The organism is Mycobacterium sp. TH-M15 (assembly GCF_057473705.1).
Map to the genome: position 1 here is coordinate 1 of NZ_JBYCLB010000439.1, position 2,972 is coordinate 2,972.

Annotated in this window: 4 protein-coding genes; all 4 read right to left on the reverse strand. The window is 72.2% G+C overall.

The window, feature by feature from the left end; genetic code table 11:
• The coding region (locus AC2VNT_RS10600) for a nitroreductase/quinone reductase family protein (RefSeq protein ID WP_486946813.1) at positions 1 to 216 on the reverse strand (216 nt) is incomplete at its 3' end.
• Positions 217 to 252: 36 nt separating this feature from the next.
• Positions 253 to 630, reverse strand: a complete 378-nt coding sequence (locus tag AC2VNT_RS10605) for a DUF4233 domain-containing protein (protein ID WP_486946814.1) — start codon at positions 628 to 630, stop codon at positions 253 to 255.
• A complete protein-coding gene (gene folC / locus AC2VNT_RS10610) occupies positions 627 to 2,039 on the reverse strand; it encodes a bifunctional tetrahydrofolate synthase/dihydrofolate synthase (protein ID WP_486946815.1) in 1,413 nt (470 codons plus the stop codon). The genes AC2VNT_RS10605 and folC overlap by 4 nt, the downstream gene beginning before the upstream one ends.
• Before the next feature lie 59 nt (positions 2,040 to 2,098).
• A partial coding sequence (locus tag AC2VNT_RS10615; protein WP_486946816.1) for a class I tRNA ligase family protein occupies positions 2,099 to 2,972 on the reverse strand: 874 nt, incomplete at its 5' end.

A 2,972-nucleotide genomic window follows, 5' to 3' on the forward strand; every position in this document is an offset into this window, starting at 1 on the left:
GTTGTGCACCCAGGACGTAGCGCCGTAGGGCGCGACCAGCCAGCGGCCGGTGCCGTCTTCGACCAGGGTCACCGGGGTGGTACGGGGCGCGCCGCTGCGACGCCCGGTGGTGGTCATCAGGTAGGTCGACCCGGGGCCGGCACCGATCTTCACAAACGCGGTCATCACGGCGTTCACCACCCGTCGCAGCCGACCCAACCGATAGCTGCGTGCCATGACCGTCATTCTGTCAGGTGAAGACGGGCATTCGGGTCAATCCGGCGGCCGCCGCAGCAACGCCTGCCGCCGCCGGACTTCGGCCCGGAAATAGGCGATCAGCGCCCACACCCCGGTGAACAGCACCCCGATCACGCCGATGCCCGGGTAGATCAGGAACCCGGCGATCAGCACCGGCTGCACCGCCAGGTTCGCCCAGATCGCCCAGGGGCGGCCCTGGATGCCGACCAGCATCACCAGCGCCGACGCCACCCCGATCAGATACAGCAGCGGCACCGCAGTCAGCCCGCCGCCCACCGTGCCGACCACCGGCAGCGCCAGCAGCACCACGATCGCCTCCAGGATCAAGGTGGCGGCCATGACGCCGCGGAAGCTCTTCCACGGGTCCACCGGCGGCGGGGGCTGGTCGGTCATTGCGGGTCCCGGCCGAACAGGGTGCGTGCGGCGCCGGCGGTGACCACCGAGCCGGTGATGACGATCCCGTTGCCGGAGAACGCCTCCGGGTGGTCGGCGTCGGTTGCGGCCTGCTCCACCAGGGTGGTCGCCACCTCGATGGCGTCCGGCAGGCCGGCCGCCGAGACCACCCGCTCCTCGCCGAACCGCTGTCGTGCCGCCGCGGCCAGCGTCTCGACGTCCAGCGCCCGCGGCGAGCCGTTGTGGGTGACCACGACCTGGTCGAACGCCGGCTCCAGGGCGGCCAGGATGCCATCGGCGTCCTTGTCGGCCAGCACGCTGATGACGCCGACCAGGAACCGGAAGTCGAACTCGTCGGCCAGCGCCGCGGCGAGTGCGGTCGCCCCGGCCGGGTTGTGCGCGGCGTCGATGAACACGGTTGGGGCGCTGCGCATCCGCTCCAGCCGGCCGGGGCTGCGCGCCGCCGCGAAACCGGCCCGCACGGTGTCGACGTCGAGCTGACGTTGCGCCCCGGCACCGAAGAAGGCCTCCACCGCGGCCAGCGCCAGCACCGCGTTGTGCGCCTGGTGCTCGCCGTGCAGCGGCAGGAAGATGTCCGGATACACCCCGCCCAGGCCCTGCAGCTCCAACAGCTGCCCGCCGATGGCGAGTCGGCGGCTGAGCACCGCGAACTCCGAGTTCTCCCGGGCCACCGCGGCGTCGGCGGTGATCGACCGCGCCAGCAGCACCTCCATCACCTCGGGTGCCTGGCGGGCCATCACCGCGACGGTGTCCGGGGCGCCCTCGGCCGCCCGGTGGATGATGCCGGCCTTCTCGCCGGCGATGCCGGCGATGTCGGCACCGAGGTACTCGACGTGGTCGATGCCGATCGGGGTGATCACCGCCACCGGGGCGTTGACCACGTTGGTGGCGTCCCAGCGGCCGCCCATCCCCACCTCGACCACCGCGACGTCGACCGGGGCGTCGGCGAACGCCGCGAACGCCATCCCGGTCAGCACCTCGAACTTGCTCATCGCGGGCCCGCCGTCGGCTTGTGACGACGCGTCGACCAGCTGCACGAACGGCTCGATCTCGGTGTAGGTGTCGACGTAGCGGGCCGGGCTGATCGGCTCGCCGTCGATCGCGATCCGCTCGACCACCGACTGCAGGTGCGGGCTGGTGGTGCGCCCGGTTCGCCGGTTGAACGCGGTCAGCAGCGCGTCGACCATCCGGGCCACCGAGGTCTTGCCGTTGGTGCCGGCGATGTGGATCGCCGGGTAGCCGCGCTGCGGGGAGCCGAGCAGGTCCATCAGCGCGCTGATCCGGGTCAGGCTCGGCTCGATGGTGGTCTCGCCCCACCGTTGGTCGAGCAGGTGCTCGATCTGCAGCAGCGAGGCGATCTCGTCCGGGGTGGGCGCGGCCCCGCTCACGCGCCGCTCCTCAGCATCGCTACGCTCCGCATCGTCGTCGGCTGGACCCGGCCGCTCGGTCACGCCAGCTCCGCCAGCCGGGCGGTGATCCGGTCGACCTCCTCGCCGGCCAGCTGCCGACGGTCCCGGATCTTGGCGACGACGTGATCGGGCGCCTTGGCCAGGAACTCGGCGTTGCCCAGTTTGGCGTCGGTGGCGGCCACCTCCTTGCCCGCGGCGGCCAGGTCCTTCTCCAGCCGGCGCCGCTCGGCGGCGACGTCGACGGTGCCGGAGGTGTCCAGCTCGACGACCACGGTATCCCGGCTCAGCCGCACCTGCACCGACGCCGAGGCGGTGAAGCCGTCACCCGGGGCGGTCAGCCACGCCTGCGACCGCACCGCGGCGTCCTGGGTGGACAGGTCGACCTCGTCGATTCCGGTCAGCCGGGCCGGCACCTTCTGCCGGTCGGCCAGGCCCTGGTCGCTGCGGAACCGGCGCACCTCGGTGACCAGCTTGCGCATGTCGGCGATGCGCTGTGCGGCAACCGGATCCGGGCAGATGCCGGACGGCGTGGGCCAGTCGGCCACCACCACCGATTCCCGGCCGGTCAACGCCTGCCACAGCGACTCGGTGACGAACGGGATCACCGGGTGCAGCAGCCGCAGCAGCGTGTCCAGCACGGTGGCCAGTACCGCGGTGGTGTGCGCCAGCCCCTCGCCGAGCTGGGTCTTGGCCAGCTCGACGTACCAGTCGCAGAATTCGTCCCAGGTGAAGTGGTAGAGCGCCGCGCAGGCCCGGCTGAACTCGTAGCCGTCGAACGCCGAATCCACCTCGGCGCGGACCTCTTCCAGCCGGCCCAGAATCCACCGGTCGGCGTCGGTCAGCTCCGCGGCCGCCGGCAGCGGCGCCGGCCGGGCGCCGTTGAGCAACGCGAACCGGGTGGCGTTGAACAGC

Excerpts from the sequence above, each read along its gene's own strand:
- AC2VNT_RS10605 (WP_486946814.1), bottom strand. The coding sequence starts at position 630 with ATGACCGACCAGCCCCCGCCGCCGGTGGACCCGTGGAAGAGCTTCCGC.